This window comes from Scytonema sp. PCC 10023 (genome assembly GCF_963920835.1).
GTDB lineage: Bacteria > Cyanobacteriota > Cyanobacteriia > Cyanobacteriales > Nostocaceae > Kalymmatonema.
Genome location: NZ_CAWUDP010000105.1, coordinates 1 through 21,803, shown reverse-complemented (window position 1 = coordinate 21,803; position 21,803 = coordinate 1). Strand labels below are relative to the sequence as shown.

Here is a 21,803-nt window from a genome sequence, read left to right as displayed (position 1 = left end):
GTGCAAAAGTCAATTGTGTGAAAAAAACCACAGATTAACAATAGACTTCTTGCACTAGTTATTTATCTGCTATAGGCTGCGTGCATCTGCGGTTCTAAATATCCATATTAATCACTGTCTTCGATTAAATAACCAGGATGTACTGCACTCAATTGCAAACCGCCTGAGATTCATGCTTGGCGTCCGCACGCCGAAGCTTGGGCGATTGCGATTCGGGGCAGTGGCAAAGCCAATCGCCGCAGGCGGGCACTCTGTGCCATCGCGATTCGGGGCACAGGCAAAGCCAATCGCCCAAAAGCCAAGGCGAGCTAATCGCCACATTCCAATATTTCTTCAACTATGTCGGTATGTCTTAGAACTGCCGATGTTCTGTTGTTTGATAGTTCAGTAAATGGTGTGTTTCCCCCCTTCCCAAGAGCTTGTATTCAGAAAACACAAACTTTATAAAGAAAGCGAACTAGTACGTCACGGCGTAAATAGGGCAACCATTTAAAATCCCTAAAAAGCCCATTTTATAATACTTTTGAATGCATGACTTTTGAATGCATGACTTCCGCCTTGCGGTACTAGCCCACTGCTCTACAAATTGCCTAACCAAAGTGTCATATGGCTTTTCAGCATCTTTGACCTGATTCATCTGTAAAATCACCTCATCTTCCAAAGCTATCAACAAGGTGGTGTATGTTTTTTTTGGATTTTTCTTATATTGCTTTTTTTTTATTTATGTGCTTTCCAGTGCGTTCAAAACCTTCCAGTGTTTCAATGATATTCCTCAGTAATCACTATTAAAAAAGCATTCATAAGCCTTGCATTTGGTAGCTAATTGTGTGAACATTTGATACAGCATATTAATGATGAAATCTATATCGACGTTGGCTGGCTGAGATGCCTGTCAAATAGGTTAAGCGGGTGCATTAGCCGTGGTAAAGCACCTGAGTGGCTACAGTCGATTGTCTTAAAGTTTATTGTGTGAGGACTGGTCATGAAAGGACTTCAACTAGCAAAAGCTAGTGGAGTAAGTTTTGTATGCTTACTTGCTGGCTCGTTACCTTTGAAAGCAATGGCGGCTCTAGCAAAGGTCACTGATAGCTCAACCATCAAATTTGCTGAAAAATTAGCAACCTCTAACGACAGCATCCCTACCATATCTCCATCTGCCTCTTCAACAACAGACTCTGTCTCACATCCAAAAGTACCCCAACTTTTATCTCAACAAACCAACGCTCAAAGCATTGGCAGCCCAAAAGCGTCATCAAACTCAACGAAGGAACAGGTAACTTCTGTATCTCAACTCTCAGACGTGCAGCCAACAGACTGGGCTTTTGCTGCACTGCAATCTCTGGTTGAGCGCTATGGTTGTATTGCTGGGTATCCGAATGGCACCTATCGGGGCAATCGAGCGATGACTCGCTATGAGTTTGCCGCAGGTTTGAATGCCTGTCTCAATCGCGTTAATGAACTGATTGCTGCGGCAACAACTGATTTGGTAAGAAAAGAAGATTTAACCACACTCCAGAGACTACAAGAAGAATTTGCGGCTGAACTAGCCACGCTGCGAGGTCGTGTGGATGTTCTGGAAGCTCGCAATGCTGAACTGGAGGCTAATCAGTTTTCGACCACAACAAAACTGAATGGCGAGGCAATTGTTTCAGTAGTTAGCGCTGGTGGAGGCGCTCCTAACAGGAGTAATCCTAATACTATCCTGGTTGATCGAGTACGGTTGAATCTCACCACCAGCTTTACAGGTAAAGACTCACTGATTACTGGTCTGCAAGCTTATAACTTAGGGGGCGGTACTAACAGTATCGGCGGTGCTTTAGGCTTAGTACCAAGTGGTCCTTTGCAATCTCTAAGTGCTAGCAGTGCTCGCCTGAGTTTTGAACCCCAATTTCCTGGCGTTGACGTTGCGAACCTATCCTCTACTGGTTCCAACGACGTTCAACTTTATAAGCTGGCTTACTTATTTCCAGTCGCTAACAGTCTGACTTTGTTTGTTGCTCCTCGAGTTGAATCAACAGATGCTTTTCCCGCAATTACCCCTTTTGCGAATGAAGGACAGGAGGCAATTTCTCGGTTCGCGGGTTATAACCCTGTGGTTCGCCTCAGTGGAGGGACTTCTGGTTATGGTTTGGCATCTGCTGCTGGCTTCAGTTGGAATCTCTCGAACACACTGAACTTAGCAGCCTTTTACGCCAGTGTGAATGCAGCCATTCCATCTCAAGCTCCTGATATACTTCCAGGAGTTTCTGGTACACCATTGGGAGCAGGCTTTTTTAGTGGTAGTAGTATTGCTGCGGCGCAACTGACCTTCAAACCCAGCAAAAGTTTAGATATTGGTCTTAACTATGCCCATAGTTATCACGAAATCAATATTCTGGGTACAGGATTAGTTGCTAAGGATATTGGGGCGGCATTGCCTGGGGTTGCTGCTGGAATACCCGTCAATATTAACTCGGTGGGTGGGACTTTGACTTGGCGGTTTGCTCCGAAGGTTGCTTTTTCCACATACGGCTCGGCGTTCTTCGTTGAAGATTCTTCAGGTCGCGTTGATGCTTCCACGACTTTTACCAGTTGGATGGCAGGTCTTCATTTCACAGATGTCTTTAAAGAGGGTAACAATGCGGGTATCATCTTTGGACAGCCGCTTTTTGTGACTGATGCCGCTGGTGATGCCAGGTTTAAACTTCCTGGTGAGCGCAGAAGTACTCCTTACCATTTAGAGGCTTACTACCGCTTTAAGGTCAGCGACAATATCAGCATTACACCTGGAGCATTTGTCCTGTTCAATCCTGAAAGTGATAGTAGAAACGATACAACAACAGTGGGTGTACTCCGCACCACTTTCACTTTCTAGAATATTTGTGAGTGGGTCGCTACAACTTATATCATGTCCGGATGAACACTTATAATTAGGGCTGACGCGGGGACGCGGTGACACTCTGACGCGGAGAATTTTTAATTATGAGTAATTAAGCGGACTTGATATTACATTGCGCAGGGAAAGCGATCGCCCTCTGGGAGCATTGCCTCCCTTCCTGTTCCTTGCCCAATCGCCAAAATCATTGAGAACACTGTCAACAAGTTACTAAAAACAAAAATCTCTAGTAAACGCTGATATTTCTTATTCAACAAAGATTTTTGGTGATCGTACAGGTGCCAGCGCCCTTACGGGCGATGGCTTATGTAATATCTTTGAACGCAACTCCGTATAAAAATTACTGGGTCTAGTCTCCACTTAACGCAACACCCAGTTAACAGAGAATGTCAACCTGTATGTTACATCAACGCGGTAACCAGACCCAGTATGAAATTTTAGGTAGTCAGAGTTGCAATACTATGAGCGTCTGCTACGGTTTGGCACTAGGTTGAGATAATCGAGGTCAAACGCGGAAACGCGTTGAGCATAGTTGCCTTTGGCATTGATAGACTCTGCGATGTCGCGGTATTTGCGTGGATCGCCTTCTGCCAATTGCCGTTCTTGGTACTTGCGGGTGTAGAATTTCTCCACCGTAAAGCGCCAGTCGGTTGTGACAGTACCAGCTGTTTCTTGGAAGTCTTCGCCGTAGCGAGGAGTGACCAAGTTGAAGGGGCGTCCTTCTAAGCGCTTGCGCTGGTAAGGCACAGTGTTATCCCCAAAAGCTTGATTGTACTCTTCGCTGTCGATGAGGGCATCAACAAAGCCACCGAAGCCCTTGGTGCCAATCACAATCGACCAAGCAATTTCTTCTTCCTTGTTGTAAGAGGAACGACCCAACAAACGTCTGAGGGTGATGTCTACGAGACGGTAGTTGTTATTCACTGAGACTACCAAACGGTAAAAAGCCTCAGACTTGATTAAACCACGGATAAAGTCCCGCACTGTAATCGAGCCATTTTTCACCTGGGATTCCAGAGTTACCTGGCGGTTGAACTTGAGAATCTCATGCTCGCTGAAAATTTGGCGATAAGCCGCCCAAATGATGTTTTGAATGTCAGTGTAAGAACTGACATCTTCAATCCGGTAGATATACGGTGTATCTTCATTTTGGTCAGCTTTACCAAAGCTGGTGACGCGATGATTTTGGCTGCTTGGTTTGTATTCAAGTAATGGCAGTGCCATGCTGTGTTCTTCCTCGTAAATTATCAACTATTTAAACAAAGAGCACAAGGTGAAAAATAGAAGAGGTTTGATTGCTCAAGATCTTCATTCTTTTATCTTTTATTATTTTCCCGCATTTGGTCTACCGTAACGGGAAACTTGCAGTGGGGCTGATGGAAACAGGAACACCTTGCGGCTTTGTCTGGCGTGTTGTGTCGGGAATTTGAATGTTTGCCGTGTTAACTGGTGTGTATTTCACCTGATTAATCTTGATGGAATTCGCCATTTCCACGAAGTTGTTGATGTCACCCCACTTGTAGCGCTCGGTTTCCTGCTTATCGCGCCAGTAATTGCCATAGCGAGGCGTCACTAGGTTAAAGGGTCTGTCTTTAAAGCGACGACGTTGGTAGGGGACTGTATTCTCACCAAAGTTAGTGAGATATTCGTCGCTGTCTAATAAAGCATCGACAAAACCGCCAAAACCCAAGGTGGCAATTTTAATCGACCAAGCAATTTCTTCATCTTTATTGTAAGGCGCACGACCTAGAAGCCGTTTGAGGGTAAGTTCTACAACGCGGTAGTTAGAGTTTGTCTCTATCACTAGCCGACGAAACGCTTCAGACTTTGCCAAACCCCGGATAAAGTCGCGCACAGAGATTGCTCGGTTCTTTAGCTGGGACTCCAGATTCTTCTGGCGGTAAAAACTCAAGATTTCGTGTTCGCTGAAAACTTGCCGATAAGCCGCCCAAATTAACTCTTGGATTTCGCCACCAGAAGGCGCGTCTTCTAGGCGATAACTCCTAGGAGTATCTTCGTTGGGTACTTCGTAGCCCTCAACGCGCTGGTTTTGAGAACTGGGTTTGTATTCTAGTAAAGGGATTGACATAGTGAATTGTCCTGTATCGTTTGTTCTTTGTCATTTGTTCTTTGTCATTTGTCCTATGTCATTGGCTTTTCTACGAATGACTAATGACTCATGACTCATGACTCATGACTCTTTAGGTCGTCTTGTTTCCAGGAATGTAACGATAAGGCAAGGCAACTTTTGTGGGTTTCACGGTTGGTTGCGCTGCTCCGCTTGAACTGTACGCTTCAGGAAGCTCTACAGAAGAGATAGAGTTTCTTGCGCTGTCGCTTGTACGCTGGTAATTCTGCCCACCAGGCGCGATACTAGCAGCCATTGCTAAAAAGGTAGAAGGAATCCCTTGAGCAATTCCCCTTTTTCCTGATTGCCCTGAAACGGCAACTTGGTAGTAGGAACGACCTCCTAAGTATTGTGACAACTCACGATTACGCCAGTAATCAGCGTAGCGAGGATTCACCAAATTAAAGGGTCGGTCTTTAAATCGGCGGCGCTGGAAGGGTACTATGTCATCGCCAAAGTTCTGGCGGTACTCTTCGCCATCTACCAGTGCGTCGATAAAACCATGCAATCCCTTTGTCGCAATGACTATAGACCAGGCAATCTGCTCATCTTTGCCGTAGGTAGCGCGTCCTAAAAACCGCTTGAAACTGATGTCAACCAAGCGGTAGTTGGAATTCGTTTCTCCTACCAGTTCTCGGTAAACTTCGGTCTTGCCCAACCCCCGAACAAAGTCTCGGACGTTAATTGCTCGATTTCGTAGTTGAGATTCTAGGAAGGGTTGACGATATCTTTCTAAAATTAAATGTTCGCTAAAAATTTGGCGATACCCTGCCCAGATAATGGCATCAATATCTGTGCTTGAGGTGGCATCTGCCAACCGATAAATAATTGGCGTATCTTCGTTGGGTACTTCGTAGCCTTCGACACGCTGATTTTGGGTTGTTGGTGTAGATTGAAGCAGTGGTATTGTCATCTTTACTTTTACCTTTTTTTATGGTAAACTTTGGCCGACTAGAGAAACGCCATTGCTCGCGTCTGTTTGAGCGAGTTGCACGCGAGCCCGGACTGCTTTTTCATCATCGGTTGCCAGCATTTCCTCGAATCTAGCCTGGATTGGACCGTGCAAATCAGGTACTTTCGCTAGCGCTTGCAAACCAACAACAGCAGCATAACGAATCGACCAATCGGAATCTTGGGAAATGGCAAGCAAGCCTGACAGCGCTCTTTTTTGGGCTGTGTGGCGTTCTGAAATATCAAGCTGATGCCAGCATATATTTCCCAGTCCCTTAGCAGCAGCACGCCGGACACTGGGGGCAAAGTCAGTAGTGGCGGCTGTAAGCAATAGATCTAAGGCGCGAGGATCAGCGATCGCAGCTAATGCCCTGATCGAGTATGCCCGTGCGCCATAGTTATAATCATCTATTTGTCCTAGCAGCTGTGGTACTGCGACTTCTCCCAACTCTGTCAGTCCAGCAACTGCTGCCACTGCTGCAGGTGGATTGTTATAACCAAAGACGGCGATTAAGGTGGGAATTGCCGCTGTATCTTTCGCTGCTGCCAATTTTTGTACTGCCGTCACCATTTTCGTAGGTGAGTCCGCTTCGGTAACGGCGCGAATTAATTGTTGGGTATTAGTCATCAGTCATCAGTCATGAGTCATGAGTCATTTGCCATGAGTCATGAGTCATCAGTCATTAGTCATTAGTAAAAAATAAATGACAAAGGACAAACGACAAACGACAAACGACAAATGACAAAGGACTACAACAGAGAATCCATCAAGTTCATAACCTTGATGGCGTTATCACAAAGGGGAGCATCGAAGTCTTGTTTGAGTTGATGCTCTAGCAAACCTTTGAGGGCAAAAAGTTTGAAGCTATTTTCTACCGTAGCATTAGCGATCGCATCCGAGGAAGCCATATACCCTATTGCACCCAAATCCCCTATGGTAACGCGACGCAATTGTAGAGTGCTGTTGTCCAACATTTTCACCAATCGCTCCCCGTACATGGGGTCTTGTGTCAGTTGGTACATGGCTCTGGCTGCGGCGCATTGCACCCGTGGAACTGGATGCTCTAGGAAAGGTTGAATCAGGGGAATAGCCTCAGTTGCTCCAATGGCTCCCAAGGCTTTGATCACCGCTTCATATGGCTGGGTTAAGTGAGGGCGTCCGGGTACTTGCACCGCAGCTGCTGCACCTCCATCTAGCAGTTGCAAGAGTGCGCTTACAGCACTATCAGCACGCAGCATTTCCAAAGACTGGGCGGCTGCTTCTCGCACGTAGAAGTCGGAGCATTCCAGGCACTGAATTAAGCCTGGTACGGCTTTGGCATTGCCTAATTTACCCAGCGCTCTTGCAGCATTGCGTCGTAGTGGGTAACCTCCAAGTTCTGTTCTGTCATCTTCATCTTCTAACGCTGCTATTAGGGCGTCTACAGCTTCTGAAGATTTGACACGGAACTTACCCAGCCACCAAGCAGCATAATAGCGCAGACTAGTATCTGGTGACTGCAGGTTGGCGAGCGCTTGCTCTGTTGTTAGCGGTGGTGCATTTTCTGCGGAAAATTCTTCCGTACTCGGTTCTATCATTACCAACGCATTAGTTTTGTTCTGCAGCGCTTTCGGCGGTCAAAGGCTCAATTTTGACGATTCTACCGCCTAAGCGGGTAATACGCTGCATTTCTTCATTCATCCTGCTGTATGGCACTGTAATAAACACGCTACCACTGTTGCGGATATCGTACTTATTCTTGTCTGTTTCTGAGTTTTGCCGCAAGCCGACTACTTCGTAACGAAACATCCGGCTACCAGATGTAGAAATGCCACCACTACCAACTGTAGTTTGACCGTACATTTTTCCAATCTCTCCTAAGCGTGTTAGTTTAAAGACAACTAAGTTAATTTTGGATTTTAGGTTTTAGAAGCGCTTGCTCTGTGAGCCAAAATCTCAAATTTTGGTTCACTATGCTGGTGTCACGCTGACAATTTTGCCGCCTTGGCGCTGAATTTGCTGGAGTTTATCAGAAAGTCGCTCGTAAGGCACAAAGAAAGCGGTGCTGCTACGACGTACGCTGGGGTAGCCAGGAGCACGAAGTCCTGTGACTTCAAGCCGATAGACGCGATCGCCAATTCCGACTGCGTTCCCTAAATTTTTCCGAGGAGCAACATCACTCGATGCGCGGTAGCTCCAGTTTTCGTTGTTACCAGAAGGACCGATAATCGAGGAGGCGCTGTTCGTTGCCAACTCACGTGCTAGACGAGGTTTTGTGCCTTCGACTTGAGCGCGATCGCTATTAGCATAACCCCGGTACAACCGGAATATCCGATTAAATCCCACGGTTTTTTGTCCGGGTTGAGTCTCAAAACCGCGATAGTAAGGCACAATGTTATCGCCGAAGTTGTTCTGGTACTCCTCAGAATCAATATAAGAGTCTATTTCGGCATCGTATCCTTTGTTTTGGTACAGATCCAAGTGATAAACCACCTCAGACTCATCATAAGGAGCACGACCCAACAAATGCTTGTAGTTGAGTTCAATTAATCGAGTTTGAAAACTGTTGTAGAAAAACTTCTTTTTGTAGAGTTCTGACTTGGCAACAGCACGTACAAACTCTCGTACTGTCAGGTTACCATCTCGCAGCAGTGATTCTGCACTGACCAGGCGATCTGATGCCATTACATAATCATTGCCTAGGACTTGCCGATAAACGGCGCGGATCACCAATTCAATCTCTTCTTTGCTGCCGTTAGAGCGCAGTTCAACTCGAGGTGCATCTCTAAAAGCCTCTGTTCCCAGCCTGGATGCTGCTGCTGTAATCGCCATTTTTATTTCCCCTTATTTATTAGCACTACGACGACGTCGGCTGCTTTCCACAGCGTGCTTAGATAAAAATTTTTTATCTATCCCAAGATAAAACAATGCCCGGAGCTTGATTCAACTGCTAGGTGATTCCATCCAGCACTTGCATCCCTCTCCGGGCCGGATCGCTATCTAGCTAAGAGCGTTGATTGCGTAATCAATGTAGGTGTTGGCTTCGTTAGCAGCTTGACCAGACAAACCGTGGTTACCTTTGATGTACTTCAAAGCTTCTACATACCAGCTGTTGGACAATTCAAACGAGCGGTTGATTTCATCCAAACCAGCAATTAGGTACTCATCCAATGGACCGGTTCCACCAGCAACCAAGGAGTAGGTGATAATGCGCAGGTAGTGACCAACGTCACGAGCGCACTTGGACTTACCACGAGAATCAGCGGCGTACTGAGGACCGTTGTATTGGGTGGTGTAGGGGAACTTCTGATACACAGCTTGGGTTGCACCATCAATCAAGCGCTGAGCGTTTGAAGTCAAAGCGCGAGCAGCTTCTAAGCTAGCAGCAGCACGCTCATAGCGACCGTTAACAGCTTGCAGTTCAGTGTTGCCTAAGAAACGACCTTGAGTGTCAGCAGCTGCAATTGCTTCTGTAATTGGTGTCTTAACCATGATCTAAAATCTCCTTAGTATTTCGTAATTTTTTGCCTAGATACCTATTGTTTTAGGATTTGGGCTTTTTTTGTGCTATTAAGCAACAGCAGCAGCCGCACGGTCAAAGTAGCTAGCAACTTCAGAGATCAGTTGGCTGCAATCGCCTTTGGTGATTCCGTTAGGATCATTAGCGATACTGGTTGCAGCTTCCTTCATCTTCTGAACGCCAGTTGCTACGGAAGAACCAGGAGTACCTAAAGCTTGGTAGGTTTCGCGCAAGCCGTTCAAGCAGCGGTCATCCAGGACACTAGCATCACCAGCCAAGATAGCGTATGTGACATAGCGCAAGATAATTTCCATATCGCGGAGGCAAGCAGCCATGCGACGGTTGGTGTAAGCGTTACCACCAGGAGCAATCAACTGGGGTTGCTCTTCAAACAAAGCGCGAGCAGCGTTGGTAACGATAGAGGAAGCATTGCTGGTGATGCGGTTTACCACATCCAAGCGCTTGTTGCCGTCTTTAACCACGTTAGCCAAAGCATCAATTTGATCGTTGCTTAGGAACTCGCCTCTAGAATCGGCTTGAGCAACTACTTTGGTGAAAACGTCATATGCCATGGATTTGACTCCTAATTCCTTAGTTGAGTGCTGTCTTGATTAAAACTGGCTTTGTTTTATCAATTTGGAATGGCTGACAACAGACAGTACAGAAAATTGTTTCTCAACTCGTCTCACATTCTCTGTGTTCCTAGTAGGAACGAGAAATATGAGAACTTGGGGTGATTTTATGAGAAACTGGCAAACTTTACGAATTGATTGCCTTGTTTAACTTTTGTCTGTTCTTTAACCCCTCCAGATTATGTTTATACAATGCTATCGGGGCATTATCTGTTACAAATTATGAATAAATGAGATAGACCAATAAGAAAAGCCTCAAATCCTTTACATATAAGGGGTCTGCCTGAGAAAACGGCTTTTTTTGGGTTACAAAACTTTACAATCCTTTTTTCCAAAGTGTGATTTGAAGTTATTTATATTTTTTTAATTATTTAAATAACCTCGACAGGGCTATATATTGAAGTTTCCCATTTCATCTGTAGCCACATCAAATCGTGTAAAGAATTCTTAACAAAGAAGCTCTAAATATAGCTTTTCGTTTCTAAAATTCTTTACCACAGGGGGAGATGAGGGAGATGAGGGAGATGAGGGAGATGAGGGAGATGAGGGAGTGAGGGAGTGAGGGAGTGAGGGAGCAGGGGGAGATGAGGGAGCAGGGGAGAAATTCTAAATTTTGAATTTTGAATTGGTTCATTCCCTGATCAAAATGTCAACTGGTCGTGGCAAGGAGTCCTCCAGTATACGTACAAAGTTGGTGGGGGGACGCTCTTATCCCTAGGTCGGGAGACCAGGAGTGCAGTACTGGCGACTGTATGCCGCTCCCTGTCTCGTGACTGGGGAGTGGCTCAAGATTGGAAATGCTCCAAAATATGTAATGGTCTTTATTGCCCCGGACATAATTTTGAGGCTCCCTTACCATTACCCCAATCCCTAATCCCCAATCCCTAATCCCCAATTCCTAATCCCCAATCCCCAGTCCCCTTTACCTGCTCTAGGGCGAGTGTAATCCGAGATAGCACAACTTTATCTGGCTCTTGATTTTGTGCCACCTGCAAAAAAGCACAAGCTTCGGGTGTGGCAATTTCTTGTAGAGAGACTGCTGCTGCATAACGCAATCCCCAATCTTCAGGAGTGACCAAAGCCCAACTCAGTTTTTCAACAGCATGCCGTATTATTTCTGGATCCTTAGCAGTACTACCTATCCGTCCTAGTCCGCGTGCTGCAATGCGACGGACATTCCCCTGACAGTGATTGGCTACTGCTGTACCAAGAACTTCAGATAACAAATCTAAAGTTGTCGGTACACCAATTTGGGCTAAAGCTTGAATGATGTAAGCTTGTAAACCTTGGTCGCTAGAAGTGCGGAAGGCTGCAATGAGTGGTTCTACAGTAGCTGGCGCTAGCTTGACTAAAGCTTCAGTTGCTGTATTTCTCACAGACGGATGGTGATGACTCAAAGCTTGAATAAGTGTAGCGATCGCTCCTGCTTCAATCGTTTTACTATCAGAGATTGCAGTAATTGCAGAGATAGCATCTATTGGAGATGAGGCGTGTTTTAATTGCGAGATTAATTTGTCGGTATCTTGAGATTTCAGTTTATTCATTGTTGTTCATTGTTGTAGATAAAAAAAGGGGAATAGGGAATGAAGAAGGGAGAATTTTTATTCCCCATTGTTCATTCCTTATTCCCCAATATCAAAGCTGACTCAACAAATCATCAATTGCTTGAAACAGTAGCTGGGATATTTCCTGATCCCATTCGCTATCTAAAGCGGCTTCTAAAATTCGCTTTAAATTTAGTAGCTTCAAAGTATTGGGAATCTTAGCTGTTAGAATTGCTTCTACAGCTTGTCGATGACCAACTGCTCCCAAATCGAAGACTGCTGCCCAGCGCAAATACATATTTTCATGGTCGAGATTTTTCAGGATACGTTCAATGTAATGAGGCTGCTGAGTCAAAAGATACAAATAGCGAGCAGCTGCACATTGCACCCGTTCAGAAGGATGATCAAGAAAAGCCTCAATTTGAGAACGAACTGACCAAACTTGCAAAGCGGCTAGTGCTTCAATTAAGGCTTCATATGGTTGCTCTTGAGGAGATTGCAGGAGATTTAGCAGAGGATTCACAGCTCTGTTGTCACCAAGAACTCCTAGGGCTTGAATCACTGCTTCACGCAGCCGCAAATCCTCATCACATTCCAACGCTGCAATTAAGGCTGGTACTGCTTGCGGATTTTTGAGTTGACCTAGCGCCCGTGCAGCCTGACGGCGCAGGGGATATCCTCCTGAAGGGATGCGATAGCGTTGATCACACAGGGCTTCACACAGGGCTGCACAACCTGCTTGTACGTGATGTTTACCTAGCCACCAAGCAGCGTAATAGCGAATTTGATTATCTTCGCTCTTAAGCGCCGCGATCGCAGCTTCCGGAGAAAGAATTGGTTCAGTAAGGTGAGTACTCGTCATAGTGGAGTGGGGGAGATGAGGGAGATGAGGAAGATAGGGGAGATGAGGGAGATAAGGGAGTCATTTCCCCCTCATCCTCCTCATCCTCCTCATCCCTTCCTCTTCTAGGCTTGCGAAATGTTAACTATCTTGCCACCGCGCTTGTGAATTTCTTGATATGTTGCTGAAAGTCTTTCATAGGGTACAGTGTAAACTTGTCTGCTACGACGCACTGCCACTTTAGTGTTAGCTGTACCGACGACGGCTTCAATCACGAACATCCGATTATCTCCCCGTGGTGCAGAGCTAACTATTGTCGTCGTGCCTGCAAAGCTACTTGGTGATGTTGGTGGGATAATTAAGTTTGCTTGATTCATCGAAATTCTCGACCGCAAACGGGAATTTTTCCCACCATATTGGGCGTTATCACTGTTACCATTGCCGCGATAAAGCGCGAATATGCGGTTATATCCTACCGTCTTCATTCCCGGAATTGATTTAAATCCACGGTAATAGGGAACGACAGAAAAACCGAAGGCATTTTCGTACTCTGAACTGTAAATGTAAGACTCTATATCGGCATCGTAACCACGAGAAGCGTAGAGGTCTACATGATAGGCAATTTCTGACTGGTCGTAGGGAGCACGTCCGAGCAAATGCTTGTAAGTCAACTCGATAAAACGCCCTTGAGAGTTATTGTAAAAAAAGCATTCTTTGTAAAAATCAGATTTAGCTAAAATCTCAACAAATTGTTGGACGCTGATTTTACCGTTACGTAACAATGATTCGGCGCTGCTAAATTTTTCACTAGCATACACGCCTTGACGTCCAAATATTTGCTCGTAAGCTGCCCGAAATACCAGTTGCAAATCATCTTCGCTCCAATTCTGGCGTAACTCAACTTTTTTACCTACTAAATCTCCAATTCCTAGCCGTTCTACCACTGAAGTAGTCATCTTTCTATAGCTCCATTAAACAAGTTTTTCTTTCAATTGACCAAGAAAGTACTCAGCAGTCAGGAGTCAGAATTCAGTTGGGTATTTTGTACGACTGGTGAACCAGTACTGCGGGAGGGTTACCCGAGCGCAGGTAACTGGTGAACCCGAAGAACGGATGAGTTTTGGACTCAAGCCCCCACTGATTACATTCTGATTTCTGTATTCTGTATTCTGAGTTCTTCTTCATTGACTTTGAAAAAAATTTGGGTCTTTCAAAATAGGTAAATGCTGAAATTAATCAGCAACTGCCTATTTAAAAAGACCCAAAGTCTTTGTCTAGCTCAATGCGTTAATCGCGTAGTTGAGATAGGTGTTGGCTTCACCAGCGACATCACCTGATAAACCATGATTGTCACGGACAAACTCGAGAGCGGCTACATACCAACTAGGAGATAAACCAAGAGCGCTGTTGAGTTCACTCAAACCAGCAACGACGTATTCATCCAAGGGACCAGTACCGCCAACTACGCAGCAGTAGCTGATGGTGCGTAGGTAGTGGTCAATATCGCGCACGCACTTGGATTTGCCTTCAGGAGTAGAGGCATATTGGGGTCCTTGCATTTGCGTGGTGTAAGGGAATTTTTGATAGACGTGATTGGCTGCTGCTTCTGACCATTTTTTGCCATTCTGAGAGAATGCTTTGGCTGCATCTAAACCAGCGCGAGCGCGGTTGAAACGACCAAAAACTGCTTGCAATTCGGTATTGCTCAAATATGTACCGCGAACATCAGCGGCGGCTATAGCTTCAGTCAATGGGGTTTTCATGATTCTCTTAATCTCCGAAGTTTGTCTTTGTAATTCCTAAAAATCAGCTTTGAAAAAGTGCTATTAAACAACTGCAGAAGCAGCACGGTCGAAATAGCTAGCAACTTCAGACATTAACTGGCTGCAATCACCTTTGGTAATGCCATTGGAGTCATTAGCAATTTTGATGGCAGCATCTTTCATTTTTTGAATTCCAGAAGCGACAGCGTCACCAGGAGTACCAAGGGATTGATAGGTTTCACGCAAACCATTCAAGCAGCGATCGTCCATAGCACTGGCATCACCTGCTAGTACAGAATAGGTAACATAACGCAGAATAAATCCTAAATCACGGATGCAAGCAGCCTGATTGCGGTTGTGGAAGCAAGCACCGCCAGCATTAAAGGTTTCAGGACGTTCAGCTACCAAAGCGCGATAAGCATTTGCCACAATCGAGGAAGCGTTACTGGTAAGGCGGTTGACCACATCTAAACGCTTATTGCTATCAGAAACTAATGCTGATAGTCCGTTGATTTCGTCATCGCTTAGGTAAGAACCTTTTTTATCAGCTTGTTCAACTACTTTAGAAAAAGCATCCAGCATTTTTTATTCTCTCCTCAATTTCATTGCAGCTTATTAAAGCTGTTAAATCAGCTTTTCATAGGTTAAAAGCTATCTCTTATTCAAAACAAACTCACATAAAAACTCGGACAAAAGTTGCATATGCAGCAATGACATAATATCCCCGCGTTATGCAATGAATTGCCTGAGAAAGTTTTTATCTTTCGCTTGATTTCTGATTGCTTTTTAAACCTTGTAGGTATTTTATATATTGCTTGGCTGAGTTTTTTGTTAAGTATTGTAATATTGTGTTAAACGCGACAGCATTCTGCCAAGGTTATTTACCAATCAAGCTTTTCATTAAATTCCTAACATTCTCACTTTACAATTGGATACTTTTCTTTGTTTATCTTCATCTAATTAGATTAGCATCAAATTACCAGTAACATTAATTACATAGGGTGATGAAATTCTGGCATGAACGCACTTTATCCAAAGCCTTGTGAGACGGGCATAAGCTACCAGCACACAAAAGAATGAAAATCTTTCTCTCCTTGGTTATTCATGGTTAACCCTAGAGAGTCGGTTCGGTAAGTAATATTGCTTAAGCTTTGAAAAATATTTCTGTATTTTACGTGCCTGTTGTTTCTATTTTCTACTGAGTCAAAATACTTAACCCCTAAATCGCTAAACGTCTAGGAAAAATCAGGTGTCAGAGGTGTTATTAGTAAAATTTATATTTTCTTAGATACTGAATGTTTATGTAAACATATGTAAACGCAAGTTAAGCAAATTCTGAAAAAATTATCAGATTCACTCTAAGGAAAGATGGCAAATCTCCGCCGGAGAACTTCAAGCAGAGTTGTGAACGTTTGGGGAGGGGGTGCTGTCACTTCAATCCACTCGCCGGATACTGGATGTTGTACCCTGAGTCGCCAAGCGTGGAGTGCTTGACCAGGTAAATTGACTCCCACAGAACGACCAGAACTATAAACGGGGTCGCCGACAATAGGATGACCTATATGGGCGCTGTGAACGCGAATTTGATGAGTGCGTCCGGTTTCTAGCTGGAAGTGCATTAATGTGTAGTTACCTAAACGTTCTTTGACTTTCCAGTGAGTCACCGCAGGTCGTCCGCCTTGTTCTACGGGAACAACTGCCATTTTTTTGCGGTCAACCGGATGACGACCGATGGGTAAGTCGATAGTACCGCTTTCGGTTTTGGGCGAACCGAAGACAACGCCAAGGTATTCTCGTCGTGCGGTTTTTGCTTTTAATTGAGCTTGTAGATGTTGATGGGCGAGTTCTGTTTTGGCAATTGCGATCGCCCCTGTTGTATCTTTATCGAGTCGATGGACAATTCCTGGACGTTGGACACCCCCAATTCCTGGTAGGTTGGGACAGTGAGCCAAGATAGCGTTTACTAAAGTACCGTCTTGATGACCAGGTGCGGGATGGACAACTAAACCTGCGGGTTTGTTGAGAATTAAGAGCTGGTCGTCTTCGTAGAGAATATCTAAAGGGATATTTTCTGGTTCGAGTTCTAGAGGTTGCGCTTCTGGTATTTCTATGGAAATGCGATCGCCTGCTTTGACAGCTATTTTTTTTGATGTGCAAACTTTACCATTAAGTTGGACGTGACCTTGTTCTATGAGTTGCTGGATGCGCGATCGCGATAAGTTTGGTAATTCTTCGGAAAGATAGCGGTCTAGGCGATCGCCGTCTTGTTTGACTTCTAGATTAATTTCGTTCACACTTGGTCTGGATTAATTCCTTGTTCTTGAAGTAAAGCACGGAGTGCTTGTAATTCAGCTTCAGCTTGTTCTGCTCTTGTTTCAGCTTGTTCTGCTCTTGCTTCAGCTTGTTTTGCCCTAGCTTCAGCTTGTTCTTGTTCTTGCGCGAGTTCCGAATAGGTAAGAAACCGCCGTCCATCAGGACGATAAATCTGAAGTTCGCCGTCTGACAATTCAAAGCGTATGCCAAGACGGGGACTTATCCAACCTATCATTTGGTCAATTTCTGTTAATTCATTACCAGAGCGTAGCCAGCCAGTTAACTCACCTGTATCTGGATCATACAAGTAGTATTCTTCCACGCCATAGCGCTCATAAAACTTGTATTTACTGATCATCTCTTTGGCGCTATTGCTGGGCGAAAGGATTTCAAACACCACTTGTGGGGGAATATTGTCTTCTCGCCACTGTAGATAAGAACCTCGGTCTCCTTTTGGTCTACCAAAGACAACCATAACATCAGGCGCTCTACGGGTGCGGTTATCACCCTCGACGGGATACCACAGTAAATCTCCAGCAACGAACACATTGGGATCATTCTGAAATAAGGTATCAACTCCTCCTTGAATAGTTACAATCCAGCGATACTGCTTTGTGTTGTCTGCCATTGGCTGTCCGTCGCTTTCAGGGTAGATGATATCTTTTTTGTTGGAAGATGACAGCTGAGTAACCATTGCTGTAAGTCCTATTTTTACAGATAGTATTGTTAATTTTAACGAATCACCAACAAAGGCAGGGATTTAGCGGCGAAAGCGAGAAATGAGGCGATACAAACGCAGGATACTCCAGAGGAGCAGGCTAGCAACTATACCAGTTGTAAGGCTCGACCAAAACGCATTTGTTTGGAAAAAAGGGATGTCTTGGGGTGGGGTTTCTTGAGCAACAATGATAGAGGATGCTATTTGACTGGTTGCTAATCCAACACCTGCGATCGCCACAGTATTGTTGAGATTGCGATCGCGCTGTGCTTCCTCTATTTCCACCATCCCGCGAATAGTCGCGGTCACATTTTCTAATATGACTAATCCTGGGTTCAGACTGAGATAGTCTTTTTCTAATTGCACCTGATATTTATTTTTGACTATCTTGCTAAATTCCTCTAGAAATATCTCATTTTTAAAAAAGTCTTCTTTACACCGCTTGTTTTCGTAGTTACGCCAATTCACTTCAACTGTATGCTGTTGAGTTTGCAGCAGATTTATTTCTTGCACGTATCTAGATACAGTATTAATGTTGGTTTGTAATTCAATTTTTAATTCGTGTAACCCTTTTTTTGATAAATCTGATATACTATTAATATATATTAGACTATGTTTATATTTTTTTAATAACCGTAATTTGAGTTCTCTTCCCTGTTCATAAGCCCAAAGTATTTTATGCCTACAATAAAATAAATATCGCCAGTCATTGTTATATTTAGCAGCTTTGGCGAATGTTGCTTCATCGGGATAGAAAATAATAATCACATGGCTGTCTTTTGCAATTCCATCCCACTGTCCTTCACCACGCCACATTTCATAGACTGTAGCGCCTAAAAATTCTCCGACTTGTTGATGTTGATGACCTTGAGGAATTAATGCTTTGTAAGCTTCATGAGCTATACTTTCAGAAATTGGGGTATGAGCGGGATCTGTCCACCCTGATATCATCCAAGTTTGCCCCAGATAGCCATTGTCTGAAAGTCTCCATGTTGGCAAATCTCCCACTTCTGGCAGAATCGCTAAATCTTTGATTTGAGTTATGTTTAATTTGAGTTATGTTTAATTCAATATCAGATAATTCAATTTTCTTATCAACAGAGCAGCAATAACGCAGGCAATTTGTGTCTTCAAAATTCACCCGACTGTAAAAACCATCAACAGCGGCAGAAATAGTATTACAAAAATCCAAACGTTGTGAATCTTTGTCATTGATTTTAGTCGAGTATCCCTTTTCTTTAAGTTTATCCGGTAGCGTCACCCAATAATCTTCTATCTTGCTTGCCAATCCCTCTGCAAGGTTGTAAACAAATAAATCTAGGGTGGGATACTTTATTTTGCTCATTAAGAATCTTTGGCGTTATTTGGTAAAATTTCTGATTTTTGTTTTTTCGCTTCTGCACGAGAATCTGAAGCTTTCAAAATCGGAATTGCAATATTTGCCAGATGTTCTGAGGGAGTGGGTGTAGCTTGATTTTGCTGGCTAGGTTTATCGTACTTGTTGCGCTCTTGAGTTTCATATTGCTTCTGGATATTAATTCGCGCTTGCTGGTAAGATTGCCTTAGACAGTCGTTTTCTGCCAATTCTAACAAGCGGTCAATGGCAGCATTTGGTGAGTCTGAGAATATTTCACCAACTTCGTTAATTTCCTGTTGTACCTCTGGTGGTAAGGGAGAATCTAATTCTACCAAAGCTGTTAAAAAAGCGCGGAGGGTGACTGTTTGTAGTTGGTTCATAAGATTTACTGGGTTGTTTTAAAAGAAAGAACCTCACCCCCCAACCCCCACGCCAGTCGCCTCAACGGGGGGAACCCCCGCACGGCGCTGGCTCCTCTCCGCCAGCAGAGAGGGGGGCTATTATTCCCCTCCTCGCTTACACGAAGGAGTGATATTTTTTCCTCCTCGCTTACACGAAGGAGTGCTATTTTTTCCTCCTGGCTTGCACAAACGAGTACTATTTTTCCCCTCCTCGCTTGCGGGGAGGGGTTAGGGGTGGGGTGACGCGGATGTATTTTCACAAAAGTGCTATTATTCCCCTCCTCGCTTACACGAAGGAGTGCTATTTTTCCCTCCTCGCTTGTAGGAAGGAGTACTATTATTCCCCTCCTCGCTTGCGGGGAGGGGTTAGGGGTGGGGTGACGCGGATCTATTTTGACAACAGTGCTATTATTCCCCTCCTCGCTTGCACAAAGGGGTGCTATTATTCCCTTCTCGCTTGCACAAAGGAGTCCTATTATTCCCCTCCTCGCTTGCGGGGAGGGGCTAGGGGTGCGGTGACGCGGATCTATTTTCACACAGGTTTACCAGTTAAAATAAACCCAGCCCAATAATAAGGATGGGCATAAACAGGTTCGCTTGATGTCATCTTATCAGGGTCATTTTCTATAATTAGCGCTTCAGTTTCCAAGTACTTTCTACATACAGGGACATACAATTCCTTAGCTAAATCACAATACCACTTTGCTAAACCTTCATAAGTCAACTGACGCAGCCAATCCTTTGCTTGTTTCAGCGCCGCAGCAGGGCTTTCCTTTTGCTTAAGCAACTGGTAAAATTTAATCATTAGTATAGCAGTAGAACGTTCATCAACTCTCCACAAAGTGCTGACAACGTAGTTCGCTCCCTTGGCAAGAAATCCACTCACTAAACCAACATATTCATCCACCAAACTTTCTTGACTGGTAATTCCTGTTTCGCAGGCAGAAAGGCAAATTAATTGATACTGACTAAAGTCTAATTCGTCATCATCAACAATATCCCCCAAAGTCAATTTATCCGGTTCTGCTAACATCAAAAATGACTCTCGCGGCTGTTCTGGTATGTGGTCGCCATGTCCGGTAAAATGAAACAAACCCGTATTCTCTCGTAAAGCATCAATTAACGCTTTTTGTTTGACGGGTGGAATTTGCAACTGACGACACCCAGGATACAGCGAAGCAAGGGCGACTGATTCAATATTGTCAAAGGGTAACTCACTGTTTCCCACATTCACTATGTTTGTAGGATTATCTCCCAGTGGTTGATTAAATGGCTGCGCTAGAAGTTTTAAACCAATCTGGAAACTGGGCAAATATGTAATAGTGAAGCGTTTAGGAAACAGGTAATCTAAAGGCAGTAGGTGTAATTCCCGGTGGGGAATTAAAATCAAATGGTCAACATCTTTGAGATAGTCTCTGAGGCGATGAATTTCTAGGACATCGCGCAGTTCATTCAGCAACATATCTTCCATGTCTTGCCGCCAAGGCGCTGTTTCTTTCGCTGCACTTGTATAATTTCCTTGGCAGTAATCTTGATAAGCTTGTTTCCACTTTTGCATCCAACCTTCAAAACGCTGGAGTTGGTGGAGATGCGCTAAATACAACCCCTCCCCTTCCACTCTTCCCCTCCTCGCTTGCGGGGAGGGGTTAGGGGTGGGGTAATGCGACACCGGGGATAACACTTTAGGCAGCTGGTTATGTTTAATAATAAAAGTAGTAATAGCAACAGGGCTGATGTGCCAATAAATTGCCGCCGTTTTGGGATTAAGCAGTTTTTGCATATCCTTGTAATGAAACTTCGGCGGCTGATAGTCCCAACCTTCCCGCAACCAAGCAAGACAAGTATTTTTACGTTTCTCCGCCAATTCCAAAGCTGCTATTTCCTTGTTAATATTGTTGGACTGGAGGCGGATATCTACCCGCAATTGATCAAAAGCCGCAAATTTCCGCGCTAGGCTAATTTTCTCTCCTTGAAATTCGCACTCTCGCACCAACTGTTCTAACCGCTGCGTCCCCTCTTCCAAGCGTCTCGCGAAAGTCTGGTTGTCACCCAAAGCAGAACACACTTTCAGGAATTCTTCCAATACTTGCAAGTGTCGCAGGCGGAACTTCTCGAAACTCAGGAAATTCAAAGCTTGTTCATAGCTTGCTTTCGCTTCAAACCAGTCGGGAAAAGGGTTTGGTTCGTCTTGGGCGTACTCATACAATGTTTCCCCTTTGCGACGATGCAACTCGCCGCAACCTTGTTCATAGTCGGGAGTTTGGGGTTTCAGCGCCTTGATACCATCATCCCAGGTTTTTACCGCAGCTTTGTAGCCTTGGGAGTAAAGGACTGCTAAACCCCGATTGTTCCAAGCTAGCCAAAACTGATAATCTCTCAGACGTAGGGCTTCATCGAATGAGGCGATCGCTTCTGTATATAGCCGTAAGTTATTCAGCGCAACTGCCCGGTTGTTCCAAGCCCAGTCGTAGTCAGGTTTGATTTCTATGGCTTTGTCGTATGATGCAAGTGCTTCTTCATATCGTCCTAACTCACCCAGCGCAACTCCCCGGTTGTACCAAGCTGAGTCGTCATCTGGTTTAATTTCTATGGCTTTGTTATAAGAGGCTACTGCATCTTCATATCGCCCTAAGTTACCCAGCGCCACACCCCGGTTGTTCCACGCTGAGTCGTAGTCAGGTTTGATTTCTATGGCTTTGTCGTAGGATGCGATCGCTTCTTCATGTCGCCCTAAGTTACCCAGCGCCACACCCCGGTTGTTCCACGCTGAGTCGTAGTCA

22 protein-coding genes are annotated in these 21,803 nt (G+C 44.6%); 1 reads left to right on the top strand and 21 read right to left on the bottom strand.

Annotated elements, in window-relative coordinates:
- Window positions 1-111: 111 nt before the first annotated feature.
- Window positions 112-321 (bottom strand): hypothetical protein, encoded by a 210-nt coding sequence (locus tag ACM0OZ_RS39430; protein WP_414588307.1) that lies wholly within the window; start codon window positions 319-321, stop codon window positions 112-114.
- Window positions 322-982: 661 nt separating this feature from the next.
- Here ACM0OZ_RS39430 and ACM0OZ_RS39425 point away from each other — a divergent pair.
- On the top strand, window positions 983-2,854 hold the full coding sequence (locus tag ACM0OZ_RS39425; RefSeq protein WP_414588306.1) for an iron uptake porin: 1,872 nt from the start codon (window positions 983-985) through the stop codon (window positions 2,852-2,854).
- Window positions 2,855-3,334: 480 nt separating this feature from the next.
- Here the strand turns inward: ACM0OZ_RS39425 and ACM0OZ_RS39420 are convergent, their stop codons facing one another.
- From ACM0OZ_RS39420 to ACM0OZ_RS39325, 20 genes are all read right to left on the bottom strand, one after another.
- Complete coding sequence (locus ACM0OZ_RS39420) at window positions 3,335-4,099, bottom strand: phycobilisome rod-core linker polypeptide (protein WP_414588305.1); 765 nt, start codon at window positions 4,097-4,099, stop codon at window positions 3,335-3,337.
- A 121-nt stretch (window positions 4,100-4,220) separates the two neighbouring features.
- Window positions 4,221-4,964 carry a phycobilisome rod-core linker polypeptide gene (locus ACM0OZ_RS39415; RefSeq protein WP_414588304.1) on the bottom strand — a complete coding sequence of 248 codons (744 nt, stop codon included), beginning with the start codon at window positions 4,962-4,964 and terminating at the stop codon, window positions 4,221-4,223.
- A 112-nt stretch (window positions 4,965-5,076) separates the two neighbouring features.
- Window positions 5,077-5,916, bottom strand: a complete 840-nt coding sequence (locus ACM0OZ_RS39410) for a phycobilisome rod-core linker polypeptide (protein ID WP_414588302.1) — start codon at window positions 5,914-5,916, stop codon at window positions 5,077-5,079.
- An 18-nt stretch (window positions 5,917-5,934) separates the two neighbouring features.
- The gene (locus ACM0OZ_RS39405) at window positions 5,935-6,582 is read right to left on the bottom strand and encodes a HEAT repeat domain-containing protein (protein WP_414588301.1); all 648 of its coding nucleotides are present in this window, start codon (window positions 6,580-6,582) and stop codon (window positions 5,935-5,937) included.
- Between the two features lie 122 nt (window positions 6,583-6,704).
- Entirely contained in the window at window positions 6,705-7,532 is an 828-nt protein-coding gene (locus ACM0OZ_RS39400) for a HEAT repeat domain-containing protein (protein WP_414588299.1), read from the bottom strand.
- Window positions 7,533-7,542: 10 nt separating this feature from the next.
- Window positions 7,543-7,797: a phycobilisome linker polypeptide gene (locus ACM0OZ_RS39395; protein WP_073630593.1), complete on the bottom strand. Its 255-nt coding sequence runs from the start codon at window positions 7,795-7,797 to the stop codon at window positions 7,543-7,545.
- Between the two features lie 108 nt (window positions 7,798-7,905).
- The gene (locus ACM0OZ_RS39390) at window positions 7,906-8,766 is read right to left on the bottom strand and encodes a phycobilisome rod-core linker polypeptide (protein ID WP_414588298.1); all 861 of its coding nucleotides are present in this window, start codon (window positions 8,764-8,766) and stop codon (window positions 7,906-7,908) included.
- A 168-nt stretch (window positions 8,767-8,934) separates the two neighbouring features.
- Window positions 8,935-9,426 carry a phycocyanin subunit alpha gene (gene cpcA, locus ACM0OZ_RS39385; RefSeq protein WP_414588297.1) on the bottom strand — a complete coding sequence of 164 codons (492 nt, stop codon included), beginning with the start codon at window positions 9,424-9,426 and terminating at the stop codon, window positions 8,935-8,937.
- 78 nt (window positions 9,427-9,504) lie between these two features.
- Window positions 9,505-10,026 (bottom strand): phycocyanin subunit beta, encoded by a 522-nt coding sequence (locus tag ACM0OZ_RS39380; protein WP_414588295.1) that lies wholly within the window; start codon window positions 10,024-10,026, stop codon window positions 9,505-9,507.
- A gap of 944 nt (window positions 10,027-10,970) precedes the next feature.
- Complete coding sequence (locus ACM0OZ_RS39375) at window positions 10,971-11,630, bottom strand: HEAT repeat domain-containing protein (RefSeq protein WP_414588294.1); 660 nt, start codon at window positions 11,628-11,630, stop codon at window positions 10,971-10,973.
- Between the two features lie 91 nt (window positions 11,631-11,721).
- Window positions 11,722-12,492: a HEAT repeat domain-containing protein gene (locus ACM0OZ_RS39370; RefSeq protein WP_414588293.1), complete on the bottom strand. Its 771-nt coding sequence runs from the start codon at window positions 12,490-12,492 to the stop codon at window positions 11,722-11,724.
- Between the two features lie 104 nt (window positions 12,493-12,596).
- On the bottom strand, window positions 12,597-13,427 hold the full coding sequence (locus ACM0OZ_RS39365; RefSeq protein ID WP_414588292.1) for a phycobilisome rod-core linker polypeptide: 831 nt from the start codon (window positions 13,425-13,427) through the stop codon (window positions 12,597-12,599).
- 318 nt (window positions 13,428-13,745) lie between these two features.
- Window positions 13,746-14,234: a phycocyanin subunit alpha gene (locus ACM0OZ_RS39360; protein WP_414588291.1), complete on the bottom strand. Its 489-nt coding sequence runs from the start codon at window positions 14,232-14,234 to the stop codon at window positions 13,746-13,748.
- 63 nt (window positions 14,235-14,297) lie between these two features.
- Entirely contained in the window at window positions 14,298-14,816 is a 519-nt protein-coding gene (locus ACM0OZ_RS39355) for a phycocyanin subunit beta (RefSeq protein WP_414588290.1), read from the bottom strand.
- Between the two features lie 776 nt (window positions 14,817-15,592).
- Window positions 15,593-16,528, bottom strand: a complete 936-nt coding sequence (locus tag ACM0OZ_RS39350; protein WP_414588288.1) for an RluA family pseudouridine synthase — start codon at window positions 16,526-16,528, stop codon at window positions 15,593-15,595.
- Complete coding sequence (locus ACM0OZ_RS39345; protein ID WP_414588287.1) at window positions 16,525-17,241, bottom strand: Uma2 family endonuclease; 717 nt, start codon at window positions 17,239-17,241, stop codon at window positions 16,525-16,527. The genes ACM0OZ_RS39350 and ACM0OZ_RS39345 overlap by 4 nt, the downstream gene beginning before the upstream one ends.
- A gap of 66 nt (window positions 17,242-17,307) precedes the next feature.
- Window positions 17,308-18,216: a hypothetical protein gene (locus tag ACM0OZ_RS39340; RefSeq protein ID WP_414588286.1), complete on the bottom strand. Its 909-nt coding sequence runs from the start codon at window positions 18,214-18,216 to the stop codon at window positions 17,308-17,310.
- Window positions 18,173-18,610: a hypothetical protein gene (locus ACM0OZ_RS39335; protein ID WP_414588284.1), complete on the bottom strand. Its 438-nt coding sequence runs from the start codon at window positions 18,608-18,610 to the stop codon at window positions 18,173-18,175. Before ACM0OZ_RS39335 ends, ACM0OZ_RS39340 begins: the two co-directional genes overlap by 44 nt.
- Window positions 18,610-19,002 (bottom strand): hypothetical protein, encoded by a 393-nt coding sequence (locus ACM0OZ_RS39330; protein ID WP_414588283.1) that lies wholly within the window; start codon window positions 19,000-19,002, stop codon window positions 18,610-18,612. Before ACM0OZ_RS39330 ends, ACM0OZ_RS39335 begins: the two co-directional genes overlap by 1 nt.
- A 553-nt stretch (window positions 19,003-19,555) precedes the next feature.
- On the bottom strand, window positions 19,556-21,803 hold a 2,248-nt coding region (locus ACM0OZ_RS39325), incomplete at its 5' end, for a CHAT domain-containing protein (RefSeq protein ID WP_414588282.1).